We start from the raw sequence: 14,501 nt of genomic DNA on the forward strand, positions 1-14,501 counted from the left end.
CGTTCCGAGTGAACGGTTACGGCATCGGGAAGGACTTATGCCGCCAGCGCGCCCTTGGCCTTTTCGGCCAGCGCGGCAAAACCGGCTGCGTCGTGCACGGCGATGTCAGCCAGGACCTTGCGATCCAGGGTGATGCCGGCCTTCAGCAGGCCGTTCATGAAGCGGCTGTAGCTCAGGCCGTTGATGCGGGCAGCCGCATTGATGCGGGTGATCCACAGCGAACGGAAGTTGCGCTTCTTCTGCTTACGGCCGATGTAGGCGTACTGCTGTGCCTTGATGACCGCCTGCTTGGCAACGCGGAAGACCTTGCGACGGGCGTTGTAGTAGCCCTTGGCGAGATCCAGAATCTTCTTGTGGCGGCGACGCGCCTGTACGCCACGCTTAACTCGTGCCATTTTTCAGTTCCTCAGAGGTAAGGGAGCATGCGGTCCAGACGGCCTGCGTCTTCTGCACGGACATGGCCCGTCTGACGCAGATTACGCTTACGCTTGGTCGCTTTCTTCGTGAGGATGTGGCTACGGTTGGCGTGGCCGCACTTGTACTTGCCCGAGGCGGTCTTGCGGAAACGCTTGGCCGCTGCCCGGTTGGTCTTGATCTTGGGCATTGCAATGTCCTTGATGGGATTTGACCCTGGTTTCTGACTGATCTGGCGGCGGCCTGGGCCGCTCTTTCCGTCCTGCCATGATCGGCGTACGACCCGTCCTGGGTGGGTCGAGCCGGGCATGATACAGGCAAAACGGCCCTGCCACCAGCCCCTGCCCGCCTTTCATCCGCAACCCGCCGGCCCGCCACAAAAGCAAAGGGACGCCAGCGGCGCCCCCTTACCCTGAACCATTCAGCCAGGCGCCCCGAAAGGCAGCCCGTCAGGCCTCAGGTCTTCTTCTTCGGCGCGATCATCATGACCATCTGACGCCCTTCCAGGCGCGGACGGGATTCAATGACGATGTCCTCGCCCAGATCGGCCTCGATCCGGTTGGCCATTTCGCGGCCCAGCTCCTGGTGGCTCATTTCACGGCCACGGAAGCGGATGTTGACCTTGATCTTGTCACCATCTTCGAGGAACCCGCGCATCTTGCGCAGCTTGATCTGGTAGTCGCCCTCGTCCGTGACCGGACGGAACTTCACTTCCTTGATCTCGACCTGCTTGGTCTTCTTCTTGGCCTCGCTGGCCTTCTTCTGCGCTTCGAACTTGAACTTGCCGAAGTCCATGATCTTGCAGACCGGCGGATCGGCCTGCGGCTGGATTTCGACCAGGTCCAGGCCTTCATCTTCGGCCATGGACAGCGCTTCGTCGCGCGACAACACGCCGATCATTTCTCCGTCACTGCCGATCACGCGGACGCGCGGCACACGGATTTCCTGATTCTTGCGGTTCTGTTTGTTGTCAGGGGTGCTGATATTACGTTCTCCCAAGGGTATCGAACCGGCCCGGGTGCCTGTGCCCCCGGACCGGACCTTTGCTTACGCGCCCTCGGCGTGGAGCCGCTCGATGAAGGCCTGCAGGCTCATGCTGCCCAGGTCTTCGCCAGAACGCGTACGCACCGCCACAGCCCCATTTTCCTTCTCGCGGTCACCGATGACCAGCAGGTAGGGCACGCGCTGCAACGTATGCTCGCGGATTTTATAGCCGATCTTCTCGTTACGCAAATCCGAGCTGACGCGGAAGCCTTGCTCCGCAAGGGTTTTGGTCACGCCCGAGACATAGTCGGCCTGGGCGTCGGTGATGTTGGCCACCACCACCTGGGTCGGCGCCAGCCAGGCCGGGAACTGGCCGGCATGGTGTTCGATCAGGATGCCCAGGAAACGCTCCATCGAGCCGACGATGGCCCGGTGCAGCATGACCGGGTGCTTCTTCTGGCTGTTCTCGTCCACGTACTCGGCGCCCAGGCGGCCCGGCATCATGAAGTCGACCTGCATCGTGCCCAGCTGCCAGGTACGGCCGATGGCATCCTTCAGGTGGTACTCGATCTTCGGGCCGTAGAAGGCGCCCTCGCCCGGCAGCTCCTGCCATTCCACGCCACAGGCGGTCAGCGCCGAGCGCAGCGCGCCTTCGGCCTTGTCCCAGGTGGCGTCGTCACCCAGGCGCGATTCCGGGCGCAGCGCGATCTTGATCTGGATCTCGTCGAAGCCGAAGTGCTGGTAGACCGCCAGCGCCTGCTGGTGGAAGGCGGTCACTTCCGACTCGATCTGGTTTTCCGTGCAGAACACGTGGCCGTCGTCCTGGGTGAAGCCACGCACGCGCAGGATGCCGTGCAGCGCGCCGGACGGCTCGTTGCGGTGGCACGACCCGAACTCGCCGTAGCGGATCGGCAGGTCGCGGTAGCTGTGCAGGCCCTGGTTGAACACCTGGATGTGGCCCGGGCAGTTCATCGGCTTGACCGCGTAAGTGCGTTTCTCCGATTCGGTGAAGAACATGTTGTCCTGGTAGTTGTCCCAGTGGCCGGACTTCTTCCACAGGCTCACGTCCAGAATCTGCGGGCAACGCACTTCGCCATAGCCGCTGTTGCGGTAGACCTTGCGCATGTACTGCTCCACCACCTGCCACAGCGCCCAGCCCTTCGGGTGCCAGAACACCAGGCCCGGGGCTTCTTCCTGCAGGTGGAACAGGTCCTGCTGCTTGCCGATGCGGCGGTGGTCGCGCATTTCGGCTTCTTCGATGCGCTTGATGTACGCCTCCAGCTGCTTCTTGTCGGCCCAGGCGGTGCCGTAGATGCGCTGCAGCTGCTCGTTCTGCGCGTCACCGCGCCAGTAGGCGCCGGAGATGCGGGTCAGCTTGAAGGCCTTCAGGAAGCGCGTGTTCGGCACGTGCGGGCCGCGGCACATGTCCACGTATTCCTGGTGGTAGTACATGCCCATCGCCTGGATGTCGTCGGCCATGTCCTCGATCAGGCGCAGCTTGTAGTCCTCGCCACGGGCCTTGAAGATCTCGATCACTTCGGCGCGCGGCGTCATCTTCTTGATGACGTCGTAGTCCTGGGCGATCAGTTCACCCATGCGCTTCTCGATCGCGGCCATGTCGTCCGGGGTGAACGGGCGCTCGGAATAGATGTCGTAGTAGAAGCCTTCGGCGATCACCGGACCGATCACCATCTTCACATCCGGGTACAGCTGCTTGACGGCGTGGCCGACCAGGTGGGCGCAGGAGTGGCGGATGATCTCCACGCCCTCCTCGTCCTTGGCGGTGATGATGCGCAGGCTGGCGTCGTGGTCGATGACGTCGCTGGCATCGACCAGCACGCCATCCACGGCACCGGCGATGGTGGCCTTGGCCAGGCCGGCGCCGATCGACTGGGCAACCTCCATGACGCTCACAGGGTTTTCGAATTCGCGGCGGCTGCCGTCGGGAAGGGTAATGTTGATCATCGCAGTGGCTTCGTGCGGGGCCCGCCGGGCGGGCTGGAAAGCGTTCCCGGGCCGTTGCCCGGGCAATAAAAAAGCGCCGCGAGGGCGCCTGGTACGCAGGGCCTTCGGGGGCAGGTCAACAGTGGGCGGTGGTAGTGCTCATGTCGCACGCTCGGCCGGCGCTGGGCGCGGGCCACCTTGTTCCAGTCAGGGGTTCTGCGATGATCTTAAACCAGCGCACCGGAAAGCCCAAGGGCCACCGTACGGCCCGCTGAATGAGCCGCGCTGGCGGCGTGAAAACGCAATGATTACCATGTGCGCGCAGCCCGCCCCGTGCCAGCCTGCCCGCTTTCCCCCAGGACCTCGTGATGCGCCACCCGCTTCGACCGGCTGCCGCCGGCCCCGCCCGTGCCCCGCGTTCGCCGACCCGCCGCCGCGCAGGCTGCCCGCGATGATCACCGTCGGCCTCTCCACGCTGGGTTTCTGCAGCCTGGGCATGCTGGCGGCGATGTTCTCGGCACTGGCCTTCTATGCGGCCTCGCCCCACTGCCGCTGGCCGCGCCTGCGCCGCGCCGGCCGCCTGGGCCGCCAGATCGGCCTGGTCGCCGCTGCCGCCGCGCTGTGGCTGTGGATGGCCGAGCTCGGCTTTGCCGCCGGCCTGGTGGCGATGTTGTGCACCTGGATGCTCGCGGCGATGCTGCTGCCGGCGCTGGCCGCCTGGCACCGACCGGGCACGGAGTTGCCCTGATGTGGGCGCGCGCCTTCGCCGGCATCATCGTCGGCTTCCTGCTTGCAGCCGCCGTTACCGGCCTGCTCGCCTGGCTTCCGCCGGGCCCTTGGCAGCGAGCGCTGGTACCTACCCTGATCGCCTTCATCCCGCTGTGGATGCTGGCCGCCCTGTGGGCGTTCAGCTTCCGCAGCGCGCTGCGCGCCTGGCTGGTGCTGGGCGGCAGCGCCTCCACCGGCTTCGTCGTGCTCGGGCTGCTGCGCCTGACCGGCGCGGTGCAATGAGATCCACGCCATGAAGTTCAGTTCGCAGACCCTGCGCACGTTCACCACCCTGCACACCTGGGTCGGCCTGGTGGCCGGCTTCGGCCTGTTCGTGGCTTTCTACGCAGGCTCGCTGACCCTGTTCCACCATGACCTGCCGCGGTGGCAGACACCGGGCGCCGCCACGGCACTCCCGGCCAGCCTGGATGACGCCCAGTACCTGCTGGAGGACGTGCTGGCGGCGCATCCGGAAGCGCGCCGCCACGTCGGCATGACCTTCCCCGGCACCGAACACCCGCAGCCTCTGGCCTACTGGCAGGCCGATGACGGCAGCTGGCGCTATGCCTGGCCCGGCCAGATCGCCGGCAGCCCCACACCACCGCAGACCGGACTGGCCGAACTGGTCAACGAGCTCCATTACAGCCTCGGCCTGCCCGTGGCCGGGATCTACGTGATGGGCATTGTCAGCCTGCTGTACGGGATGGCACTGCTCAGCGGCCTGGTGATCCATCTGCCGAAGCTGCTCGGCGACCTGTTCGCGCTGCGTCCGGGGCGCAACCTGAAGCAGCTGTGGCAGGACGCGCACAACGTGGTCGGTGTGCTCAGCCTGCCCTTCCACCTGATGTTCGCGGTCACCGGCGCCCTGCTCTGCCTGGTGTTCGTGCAGATGGCCCTGCTCAATCCGCTGATCTACGACGGCAACGCGCTGCAGGCAGTACCGACTGCGATGGACACCGCGCCGGTGCGAAATGCCAGTGGCATCCCGGCACCGCCGGGCAGCCTGCGCGTGCTGCATGCGCGCGCACTTGAAGTGGCCCGCGCACAGGGCGTGGCCAACTTCGAACCGGCCTATCTGAAGCTGGCCAATGGCGGCGATGCCAACGCGACGATCGAGATCACCGGCGAGGCCAGTGGCACCCTCGGCCCGCTTGGTGCCGTGGCATTGGACGTCGCCACCGGCAATCTGCTCGCGTCGCAGCTGCCGGGCCAGCGCGACGCCAACCACGCCACGCTCAGCGCCGCCTACGCGTTGCACTTCGGCAAATTCGGCAATGGCGTGGTGGTCTGGCTGTACTTCCTGCTCGGACTCGGCGGTGCGTTCCTGTTCTACTCCGGCAACCTGCTGTGGATCGAGTCGCGGCGCAAGCGTCGCCAGCCGCAACAGCCACGTGCCGGTGTGAACATGGCGCGGGCCACGGTCGGCGTGTGCATCGGCCTGTGCGTGGCGATCTCGATCGCGTTCGGCACCGCACTTGTGCTGGAGCGGCTGGCACCGTCGGCGGTCGACCACGGCATCCGCTGGGCCTGCTTCGGCAGTTGGGCGGCCTGCGCGCTATGGGCCACGCTGCGCCGCCCGGCGCAGGCCGCGCGCGAACTGCTGTGGGCGGCGGCGGTCAGTACCGCGCTGGTGCCGGTGCTGCACGGCGCACTCAATGGTGACTGGCTGTGGCGCGCCGCCGCAGGGGGGCACTGGCCGCTGTTCTGGGTCGATGCCATCGCGCTGGCGATGGCCTTCGGCTTCGCGCGTCTGGCCGTGGCCAGCCAACGCCGCGCCCGCAACGGCGATCCCAACAGCGTCTGGGCCGATTGAGCCTTCGCCGGGCATGGCCCGGTGCTACTGGAAGTCGGCTTGGCACGGGCAACGACGTACACCGCAGTGTGTGTATCAGGTCGGTGACGTTGCGGCATGGGCCCAGCACGACGCGCCACCCGACACTCAATCGCCGATGCGCGCCTTCTGCCAGGGGCCCAGCATGGCATTGAGCAGGCTGGCCTGTTCGTCATCGCCGGTCAGTTCCCACATGAACACGCCGGCCAGGCCCTGTTCGCGGGCGAACTGCGCACGCAGCCCGATCGAGCGCGGGTCTTCATAGCTGATGAAGACCTTCTGTTCGGCGTTGTACAGCCACGGGCTCTGCGCCTGCGGCTGCCAGTGCCTGGTCCAGCCCGGCTGGTCGAGATAGCGCGCCTTGATCACCCGCCAGTCGCCCGCATCGGCCGGTGCGCTGTAGGGCTGGTACAACCCATCCGGGGCATCGCCGGTGACCTTGAAGCCGCGCCCGTAGAACGGCACGCCCAGCACCAGCTTGTCGGCCGGTACGCCGTGGTCGCGGTAGAACTGCACGGCACCGGCCACGTTGTTCCAGCGCCGCAGTTCCGGCGCCAGCGGGTCGGCCGCCACCTCATGCAGCGGCGCGTTGAAGGTCGACACCGCCGAGAAGCCGGTGCCCATGTCGTAGCTCATCAGGTTGACGAAATCGAACACCTTGGCCAGCGCCGGCAGGTCGTAGCTCGCCGCCGGATCGTAGGGGCCATCGGTCTGCAGGCGACCGGCGGCCAGCGCGGCGGTCAGCAGCATCGGCTGTCCCATCTTGCGACCGCGCGCATCGAGTGCCACGCGGAACGCCTGCGCGAGCCGGGTCAGGTTGGCGCGGTCCTGCGGGCGGTGCGCCAGCTCCTTCGGGCCACCACTGACCGGGAACTCCCAGTCGATATCCACGCCATCAAAGCTGCCGGCGTGACGATCAAAGAACAGCGCCATGCACGAATCGACCAACCGCTTGCGGCTGGCCTCGCTCAGCGACGCATCGGAGAACCCACCCGCGCCCCAGCCACCGATCGAAATCAGCGTGCGCAGGTGCGGATGCGCCTTCTTGAGTTCGGCCAGTGCGGCGAAATTCTTCGGCGCTTCCGCACCGATCGTGCAGCGCCCGTCCTCGATGGTGGAGAACGCATAGAACAGATGCGTCAGGCGCTCGGCTGGAATGCTCGAGACCGGATAGCGTTCGGCCGAGCCGCCCGGGTAGTAGGCGCCGAAGATCGGCGGCTGCGCGGGCGCCGCGTGCGCGGCGATGGGCAAGACACCGGCAATCAGCACGGCAAGGACGGCCACGGTCTGGCGGAACATGGAGATCTCCCGGTTCGAAGGCGCCGCCACGTTAGCAAACCGATGGGGCTGCGGTACGGGTATCGCGGCATGTCGTCCCATGGACAGGCGCGATCCGTACAACCGAGACAGAACGATGGCCGCGTGGCGGCGATCATGCACTGCAGCAGGACATGCAGCGACCTGGATGAGCTTCTCTTCGCAACATCGAGGCAAAGAAAAAGCGGGCCGAAGCCCGCTTTTTCATTTGCGAAAGCGTGAGGACCAACGGTCCTCACCCACCGCACGATCAGCAGTACCGATTATTCGGCGCTGGCGCCTTCGCCTTCTTCGACTGCCTTCATCGACAGGCGGATACGGCCCTGCTTGTCGACTTCCAGCACCTTGACCTTGACCACATCGCCTTCCTTCAGCTTGTCGCCGACCTTCTCGACGCGCTCGCTGGAGATCTGCGAGACGTGGACCAGGCCATCCTTGCCCGGCAGGATGGTGACGAACGCACCGAAGTCCATGATCTTGGCGACCTTGCCTTCGTAGATGCGGCCCGGCTCGACGTCCGAGGTGATCTGCTCGATGCGGGCCTTGGCAGCCTGGGCAGCGATGGCGTTGACCGACGCGATGACGATGGTGCCGTCGTCCTGGATGTCGATCTGGGTGCCGGTTTCCTTGGTGATGGCCTGGATGGTCGAGCCGCCCTTGCCGATCACTTCGCGGATCTTGTCCGGGTGGATCTTGATGGTCAGCAGGCGCGGCGCGTAGTCCGACAGCTCTTCACGCGGAGCGGTCAGGCCGTGGGCCATCTCGCCCAGGATGTGCAGGCGGCCAGCCTTGGCCTGCTGCAGGGCCTGCTTCATGATTTCTTCGGTGATGCCTTCGATCTTGATGTCCATCTGCAGGGCGGAGATGCCCTCAGCGGTACCGGCCACCTTGAAGTCCATGTCGCCCAGGTGATCTTCGTCACCCAGGATGTCGGACAGGACCACGAAACGATCGCCTTCCTTGACCAGACCCATGGCGATACCGGCCACCGGGGCCTTCACCGGCACGCCGGCGTCCATCAGGGCCAGCGACGAGCCGCAGACCGAGGCCATCGACGAGGAACCGTTCGACTCGGTGATTTCCGAAACGACGCGGATGGTGTACGGGAAGGCTTCCAGCGACGGCATGACAGCCAGCACGCCGCGCTTGGCCAGACGACCGTGGCCGATTTCGCGGCGCTTCGGGCCCATCATGCGGCCGCACTCGCCCACCGAGAACGGAGGGAAGTTGTAGTGGAACAGGAAGTTTTCCTTGTACTCACCGGCAACGGCGTCGATGACCTGGCCATCACGGGCGGTGCCCAGGGTGATGGTCACGATGGCCTGGGTTTCGCCGCGGGTGAACAGCGAGGAACCGTGGGTACGCGGCAGCACGCCGGTCTTCACGGTGATCGGGCGGACGGTGTCCAGCGCACGGCCGTCGATGCGGACCTTGGTGTCCAGCACCGAGTCACGCATGGTGCGGTATTCCAGCTCGCCGAATTCCTTCGACAGCTCGGCCGGGTTCCAGCCTTCGGCGGCCACGCGGCCCGCCAGGGCTTCGAATACGTCCTTCTTGATCGCCGAGATGGCGTCGCGGCGCTGCAGCTTGTCACGCACCTGGAAGGCTTCGCCCAGGCGCGGGCCGATGGCTTCCTTCAGGGCGGAGATCAGCGCGTCGTTCTTGGCCGGGGCTTCCCAGGTCGACGGCTTGGTGCCGGCTTCGACGGTCAGCTCGTTGATCGCGTTGATGACCTTCTGCATTTCGCGGTGACCGAAGGTCACGGCGCCCAGCATCACTTCTTCGGACAGCAGCGCGGCTTCGGATTCGACCATCAGCACGGCGTTGGAGGTACCGGCGACGACCAGTTCCAGCTGCGAGTCAGCCAGTTCGCTGACGGTCGGGTTCAGGATGTACTCGCCGTTCTTGTAACCGACCTTGGCAGCGCCGATCGGACCCATGAACGGGGTACCGGCCAGGGCCAGGGCAGCCGAGGCACCGATCAGGGCCGGGATGTCACCGTCCACGTCCGGGTTCAGCGACATCACGGTGGCGATGATCTGCACTTCGTTCTTGTAGTCTTCCGGGAACAGCGGGCGGATCGGACGGTCGATCAGGCGCGAGATCAGCGTTTCCTTCTCGGTCGCACGGCCTTCACGCTTGAAGAAACCACCCGGGATACGGCCGCCGGCGTAGAACTTTTCCTGATAATCGACGGTCAGCGGGAAGAAGTCCTGGCCTTCGCGCGCGCTCTTGGCGGCGACGGCGGTGACCAGCAGTACGGTGTCGTCCATCTTGACGATGACGGCACCGCTGGCCTGGCGGGCGACTTCGCCGGTCTCAAGCGTGACGGTGTGCTTGCCGTACTGGAAGGTTTTGGTGATTTTTGCCACGGAGGGTGTCCTTGGGGATGCTGTCTGCGAATTTGGACCGTCGGCGACCCTTGCCGCCAGCGGGTGACCGGATCGTTCCGGCCTGAATCGGGGATTGCGGTACTACAAAACAAAACCGCGGCGCATCGCTGCGCCGCGGGGAATTCGTTGCTTAGCGACGCAGGCCAAGCTTCTCGATCAGGGCCTTGTAACGCTCGACGTCCTTCTTCTTCAGGTAGTCGAGCAGGCTGCGACGGCGGTTGACCATCTGCAGCAGGCCGCGGCGGCTGTGGTGGTCCTTCTTGTGGGTCTTGAAGTGGCCGGTCAGCAGTTCGATGCGGGCGGTCAGCAGGGCCACCTGGACTTCCGGGGAGCCGGTGTCAGCGGCGCTGCGCTTGTTGTCTTCAATGACCTTCTGGGTGTCGATCGACATTTCTTTTTTCTCTGTGATGCGTGGCCGGCAGGAACGCGCTTCGCGCACCGCCAGGCTCGCCGTGGACTACGAGGATGAAACCTGCACGAGGCAGGCTGCCGGAAAACGGCCGCGAAATTGTAACGGCCAGGGGCTTCCGGGACAAGGACCGGGGCTGAACCGCCCTGGCCCCGGTCAGAGGTTGAAACGACGCTGCGGAGCCAGCAGGCCACTGCCATCGACCTGGCCCAGCCCCTGGACAGCATCGCCCGGACCGAACACCGCCACCAGGCCGTGGGGCCAGGACGGGTCGCGCTGGCGCTGGCCGACGCAGAAGCGATGGGCCTGGTCGGCATCGAGTTCGACCCGCGGGTATTCAGCCAGGCCGGCCGCCAGCGGCAGCAGCAGCGCATCCATGGCCGCCTCGTCGCCGGCCTCGGCCATCGCCCGCAGCTGGTCCAGGGTGACCATCGCCGGTTCGCGGAACGGCTCCACCCAGAGCCGGCGCAGCGCACTGATGTGTGCGCCACATCCCAGCGCCTCGCCCAGGTCGCGGGCCAGGCTGCGGATGTAGGTGCCCGAACCGCAGGTCACGCGCAGCCGCAAGCGCTCAGGCTGCTGCTCCAGCACGTCGATGGCGTGCACCTGCACCTCGCGTTCCGGCGCCTCGATGACGTCACCACGGCGGGCCTTCACATACAGCGGCTCACCACCCTGCTTCAGTGCCGAATAGACCGGGGCACGCTGGCGGATGTTGCCGGTCAGCGGCGCCAACGCGGCCTGCAGGGCCTCGGCACCGATCGCCGGTACCGGGCGCTGCTGCAGCACCTGGCCCTCGGAATCGTCGGTATCGGTCGTCTGGCCGAGCACGATCTCGGCATCGTAGGCCTTGGCCGACCCCAGCAGCAGCCCAGCGATCTTGGTCGCCTCGCCGAAGCACAGCGGCAGCAGACCGGTGGCCAGCGGGTCGAGGCTGCCGGTGTGGCCGCCCTTCTCGGCACGGAACAGGCGACGGGCCACCTGCAGGGCGGCGTTGGAGCTCATGCCGGTCGACTTGTCGAGCAGCAGGATGCCATCCAGGCGGCGGAACTGAATTCGGGTCATGACAGATACGGGTAGCGCCGGGCCATGCCCGGCGAGCGCGAAGCGCGGCCAGCGTCCCGCCTCGCACGGTCAGAATGAAAAGACGCCGGGCATGGGCCCGGCGCTGGCTTATTCTTCGTCGCTCTCGCGACGCTTCTCCGCGGCCAGCGTATCGGGCAGGTCGCGCAGGAGGTTGTCGATATGCTCGCCACGATCGACCGAGTCGTCGTAGTGGAAATGCAGCTCCGGCACATGGCGCAGCTTCATCGCCCGGGCCAGGTCCATGCGCAGGCGGTAGCCCAGTTCCTTCAGGCCGGCCACCGCTTCCGCCGAACGCTCCGGCATCAGCGCGGTGACGAAGACCTTGGCATGAGCCATGTCGCGGGTGATTTCCACGTCGGACACGCTCACCGAGGGCAACCCGTGCTCGCGCACGGCGTTGTGCACCAGGGTGCCGAGTTCGCGGCGCAGCTGGGCAGAGACACGGTCGGTTCGATGGAAAGTCTTGGGCACGAGGAGCTCTTGGTTCAGTTGTCGCCCGACCAACGGTCGGGCGCTACCTTTGATTCGATTGTCGCCCGGCCAACGGTCGGGCGCTATCTTTGATTCGATTGTCGCCCGGCCAACGGTCGGGCGCTACATCTACCATGGTACCCGACCGTTGGTCGGGTTCTACATCACGGTAGGGCCCGACCGTTGGTCGGGCCGCCTTGCAGCATTACAGGGTGCGCGGCACTTCGATACGCTCGAAGCACTCGATCTGGTCACCCGGCTTGACGTCGTTGTAGGCCTTCACCGCGATACCGCATTCGGTACCGTTGCGGACTTCCTCGACGTTCTCCTTGAAGCGACGCAGCGATTCCAGCTCGCCCTCGAAGATCACCACGCTGTCGCGCAGCACGCGGATCGGCTTGTTGCGCTTGACCACGCCCTCGATGACCATCGAGCCGGCAACAGCGCCCAGCTTGGAGCTGCGGAAGACGTCGCGGACCTCGGCGATACCGATGATCTCTTCGCGGATCTCCACGCCCAGCAGGCCGGAGGCCACCTGCTTCACCTGATCGATCACGTCATAGATGATCGAGAAGTAACGCAGGTCCACGCCGTTGGATTCGATGATGCGACGGGCCGAAGCATCCGCACGCACGTTGAAGCCGATGACGGTGGCCTTCGAAGCGGCCGCCGAGTTGGCGTCCGACTCGGTGATGCCGCCCACGCCGGAGTGGATCACGTTGATGCGGATGTCGTCGTTGGACAGCGCGACCAGTGCCTGGCTCAGGGCCTGCACCGAACCCTGCACGTCGGCCTTGATGACCAGGTTGAGGACCTGCTGGCCCTCGCCCTTGCCCAGGGTCGCCATGATGTCTTCCATGCGGCTGCCCGCGGTGGCGACCAGGCGCGATTCACGGCGCTTGGTCTCACGCTGCTGGGCAACGTCCTTGGCCAGCCGCTCGTCCTCGACGACCACGAAGTCGTCACCGGCTTCCGGCACGCCGGACAGGCCCAGGACCTGCACCGGGATGGACGGGCCGGCGAACTCCGGCTGCTTGCCGGTTTCGTCGAACAGCGCACGCACGCGGCCGTACTGGATGCCGCACACCAGGTAGTCGCCCTTCTTCAGGCGACCCTGCTGCACCAGCACGGTGGCGACCGGGCCACGGCCCTTGTCCAGCGACGATTCGATCACCACGCCCGAGGCCCGGCCTTCGTCGACCGCCTTCAGTTCCAGCAGTTCGGCCTGGATCGAGATGGCGTCCAGCAGGTCGTCGATGCCCAGGCCGGTCTTGGCCGAGATCTCCACCATCTGGGTGTCACCACCGAAGTCCTCGGCCACGACCTGCTCGGACAGCAGTTCGTTCTTGACCCGCATCGGGTCGGCGTCGGACTTGTCGATCTTGTTGATCGCCACGATCAGCGGCACACCCGCCGAACGGGCGTGCTGGATCGCTTCCTTGGTCTGCGGCATGACGCCGTCATCGGCAGCAACGACCAGCACCACGATGTCGGTCAGCTTGGCGCCGCGCGCACGCATCGAGGTGAACGCCGCGTGGCCCGGGGTATCCAGGAAGCTGATCACGCCCTTGGGCGTATCCACGTGGTAGGCACCGATGTGCTGGGTGATGCCGCCGGCTTCGCCGGTGGCAACCTTGGTGCGGCGGATGTAATCCAGCAGCGAGGTCTTGCCGTGGTCGACGTGGCCCATGATGGTGACCACCGGCGGACGCTGGGTGGCTTCGCCCTGGTTTTCACCGGCCGAGGCCAGCAGCGCGTCTTCGGCGTCGTTGTCGTTGGCACGGATCGCCTTGTGGCCGAGTTCTTCGGTCACCAGCGCGGCGGTGTCATGGTCGATGGACTGGGTGATGGTGGCCATCACGCCCATCTTGAACAGCGCCTTCACCACCTCGCCACCCTTCAGCGCAAGCTTCTGCGCCAGGTCGGCCACGGTAATGGTGTCGCCGATCGCCACTTCACGCACCACCGGTGCGGTCGGACGTTCGAACGCGTGCGGGCCGGCGTTGTTGCCACCACGCGACATGTCGCGACGGCCACCGGCCTGGTTGCGGCCGCCCGGACGACCACGGGTGTTGCTGTTGTTGCTGTTGCCACGACGCGCACGATCGGCCGCGGACAGGTGCATCTGGCCGGCGAAACGATCACCCGGGCCACGCTCGTTGCGCGGCGCGCTGCGGTTGTTGCGGTCGTCGTTGCGCGGCGGCGGCGCACTGCGCGGCGCAGCCGGGGCTGTCGCCGGGGCGCGCGGCGGGCGCGGCGCGGTTTCGTCGATCGGAGCACGCTTGGGCTTGCTGGCAGCCAGCGTCTCGGCCGCCTTGGCGGCAGCCGCAGCTTCCTCGGCGGCCTTCTTCTCGGCCTCGGCGCGTTCCTTGGCGGCGGCCTCTTCCTCGCGGGCACGGACGATGGCTTCGTCGCGCAGACGATCCTTTTCGGCCAGCGCCTGCTGTTCGGCGAGGTTGCGCGCACGCGACTCTTCCAGCTTGCGCAGGATGTCGGCGCGCTCTTCGTCCGGCGTCATGGCGCGAGCACCATCCTTGACGTAGGTACGCTTCTGGCGCACCTCGACATTCACGGTCGTCTTGCTGCGACCGGAACTGACCGTCACTTCCTGCTGTTTCCGGCGGTTGAGCGTGATCTTCTTTGCAGACTGATCCGTCTCTTCCGGGGCCTGCTCGGGCTTGCCGTGCGAACGACGAAGGAAGCCCAGGAGCTTCACCTTCTCGGTACTGGTCACGACCTGGTCGGGACCGCTGAACTTCATGCCGGCACCGGCCAGCTGTTCCAGCAGTTTTTCGACCGGCGTGTTGACCAGTTCGGCAAGCTTGCGGATGGTGGTTTGCTGCGACATTCGGATCCTATGATCTTGTGGGCGCCCCCCCGCATC

General features: G+C 66.0%; 13 protein-coding genes. 3 read left to right on the forward strand and 10 right to left on the reverse strand.

The window, feature by feature from the left end:
* Positions 1–35: 35 nt before the first annotated feature.
* The 4 genes from rplT to thrS all read right to left on the reverse strand — a co-directional run bounded on the left by rplT (position 36) and on the right by thrS (position 3,363).
* Positions 36–395: a 50S ribosomal protein L20 gene (rplT, locus tag AC5P6A_RS14235; protein ID WP_005410435.1), complete on the reverse strand. Its 360-nt coding sequence runs from the start codon at positions 393–395 to the stop codon at positions 36–38.
* An 11-nt stretch (positions 396–406) separates the two neighbouring features.
* Positions 407–604, reverse strand: coding sequence for a 50S ribosomal protein L35 (gene rpmI, locus AC5P6A_RS14240; protein WP_005410436.1), 198 nt, complete (start codon positions 602–604; stop codon positions 407–409).
* Positions 605–870: 266 nt separating this feature from the next.
* Entirely contained in the window at positions 871–1,413 is a 543-nt protein-coding gene (gene infC, locus AC5P6A_RS14245) for a translation initiation factor IF-3 (protein WP_019660568.1), read from the reverse strand.
* Positions 1,414–1,461: 48 nt separating this feature from the next.
* A complete protein-coding gene (gene thrS / locus AC5P6A_RS14250) occupies positions 1,462–3,363 on the reverse strand; it encodes a threonine--tRNA ligase (protein WP_019660569.1) in 1,902 nt (633 codons plus the stop codon).
* 430 nt (positions 3,364–3,793) lie between these two features.
* On the opposite strand from thrS, the gene AC5P6A_RS14255 reads away from it, so the two are divergent.
* From AC5P6A_RS14255 to AC5P6A_RS14265, 3 genes are read left to right on the forward strand one after another with little or no spacing between them, the layout of a single operon-like run.
* Positions 3,794–4,090 carry a hypothetical protein gene (locus AC5P6A_RS14255; protein ID WP_021202190.1) on the forward strand — a complete coding sequence of 99 codons (297 nt, stop codon included), beginning with the start codon at positions 3,794–3,796 and terminating at the stop codon, positions 4,088–4,090.
* Positions 4,090–4,353, forward strand: a complete 264-nt coding sequence (locus AC5P6A_RS14260) for a hypothetical protein (protein WP_227845063.1) — start codon at positions 4,090–4,092, stop codon at positions 4,351–4,353. The genes AC5P6A_RS14255 and AC5P6A_RS14260 overlap by 1 nt, the downstream gene beginning before the upstream one ends.
* A gap of 10 nt (positions 4,354–4,363) precedes the next feature.
* The gene (locus tag AC5P6A_RS14265; protein WP_346715162.1) at positions 4,364–5,923 is read left to right on the forward strand and encodes a PepSY-associated TM helix domain-containing protein; all 1,560 of its coding nucleotides are present in this window, start codon (positions 4,364–4,366) and stop codon (positions 5,921–5,923) included.
* A gap of 126 nt (positions 5,924–6,049) precedes the next feature.
* On the opposite strand, the gene AC5P6A_RS14270 is transcribed toward AC5P6A_RS14265, so the two are convergent.
* From AC5P6A_RS14270 to infB, 6 genes are all read right to left on the reverse strand, one after another.
* A complete protein-coding gene (locus AC5P6A_RS14270; protein ID WP_155029895.1) occupies positions 6,050–7,240 on the reverse strand; it encodes a glycoside hydrolase family 18 protein in 1,191 nt (396 codons plus the stop codon).
* Positions 7,241–7,521: 281 nt separating this feature from the next.
* On the reverse strand, positions 7,522–9,630 hold the full coding sequence (gene pnp / locus AC5P6A_RS14275; RefSeq protein WP_005417884.1) for a polyribonucleotide nucleotidyltransferase: 2,109 nt from the start codon (positions 9,628–9,630) through the stop codon (positions 7,522–7,524).
* 151 nt (positions 9,631–9,781) lie between these two features.
* On the reverse strand, positions 9,782–10,042 hold the full coding sequence (gene rpsO, locus AC5P6A_RS14280) for a 30S ribosomal protein S15 (protein WP_005417886.1): 261 nt from the start codon (positions 10,040–10,042) through the stop codon (positions 9,782–9,784).
* A gap of 174 nt (positions 10,043–10,216) precedes the next feature.
* Positions 10,217–11,125 carry a tRNA pseudouridine(55) synthase TruB gene (truB, locus tag AC5P6A_RS14285; RefSeq protein WP_227845066.1) on the reverse strand — a complete coding sequence of 303 codons (909 nt, stop codon included), beginning with the start codon at positions 11,123–11,125 and terminating at the stop codon, positions 10,217–10,219.
* Positions 11,126–11,233: 108 nt separating this feature from the next.
* Positions 11,234–11,617, reverse strand: a complete 384-nt coding sequence (gene rbfA / locus AC5P6A_RS14290; protein WP_019660575.1) for a 30S ribosome-binding factor RbfA — start codon at positions 11,615–11,617, stop codon at positions 11,234–11,236.
* A gap of 205 nt (positions 11,618–11,822) precedes the next feature.
* Complete coding sequence (infB, locus tag AC5P6A_RS14295; protein ID WP_019660576.1) at positions 11,823–14,465, reverse strand: translation initiation factor IF-2; 2,643 nt, start codon at positions 14,463–14,465, stop codon at positions 11,823–11,825.
* Between the last annotated feature and the right edge of the window lie 36 nt (positions 14,466–14,501).

The sequence above is a fragment of the Stenotrophomonas sp. YJH_SMC_20 genome, assembly GCF_059367845.1.

Coding starts and splice junctions, on each gene's coding strand:
- rplT (WP_005410435.1), bottom strand. CDS start 395: ATGGCACGAGTTAAGCGTGGCGTACAGGCGCGTCGCCGCCACAAGAAG.
- rpmI (WP_005410436.1), bottom strand. CDS start 604: ATGCCCAAGATCAAGACCAACCGGGCAGCGGCCAAGCGTTTCCGCAAG.
- thrS (WP_019660569.1), bottom strand. CDS start 3,363: ATGATCAACATTACCCTTCCCGACGGCAGCCGCCGCGAATTCGAAAAC.
- AC5P6A_RS14255 (WP_021202190.1), top strand. CDS start 3,794: ATGATCACCGTCGGCCTCTCCACGCTGGGTTTCTGCAGCCTGGGCATG.
- AC5P6A_RS14260 (WP_227845063.1), top strand. CDS start 4,090: ATGTGGGCGCGCGCCTTCGCCGGCATCATCGTCGGCTTCCTGCTTGCA.
- AC5P6A_RS14265 (WP_346715162.1), top strand. CDS start 4,364: ATGAAGTTCAGTTCGCAGACCCTGCGCACGTTCACCACCCTGCACACC.
- AC5P6A_RS14270 (WP_155029895.1), bottom strand. CDS start 7,240: ATGTTCCGCCAGACCGTGGCCGTCCTTGCCGTGCTGATTGCCGGTGTC.
- rpsO (WP_005417886.1), bottom strand. CDS start 10,042: ATGTCGATCGACACCCAGAAGGTCATTGAAGACAACAAGCGCAGCGCC.
- truB (WP_227845066.1), bottom strand. CDS start 11,125: ATGACCCGAATTCAGTTCCGCCGCCTGGATGGCATCCTGCTGCTCGAC.
- infB (WP_019660576.1), bottom strand. CDS start 14,465: ATGTCGCAGCAAACCACCATCCGCAAGCTTGCCGAACTGGTCAACACG.